General features: G+C 48.0%; 1 rRNA gene. It reads left to right on the forward strand.

Going from position 1 to position 256, the window contains the following annotated elements:
- Window positions 1–65 (forward strand): 16S ribosomal RNA (locus QP941_RS11595); the annotation flags it as partial.
- Between the last annotated feature and the right edge of the window lie 191 nt (window positions 66–256).

The raw sequence follows: 256 nt of genomic DNA on the forward strand, positions 1-256 counted from the left end.
CGGCGATTGGGACGAAGTCGTAACAAGGTACCCGTACCGGAAGGTGCGGGTGGATCACCTCCTTTCTAAGGAGCTTTATTGTGGGTGCAGTTGCACCCTGTGGTTGGTTGAGTATGCGAGTGTCATGCTGCCGGCCTTTTTATTATTGAAAATTGTCCGGGTGAAACACACACCTAAGTGGCAAGCCGAGTGTTTGAATGGCGCTTTGTGACACACGTTGTCCATGCACAGTTGATTAAAAAATAATGTTTGTATG

It is taken from the genome of Corynebacterium sp. MSK150 (genome assembly GCF_030229215.1).
GTDB lineage: Bacteria > Actinomycetota > Actinomycetes > Mycobacteriales > Mycobacteriaceae > Corynebacterium.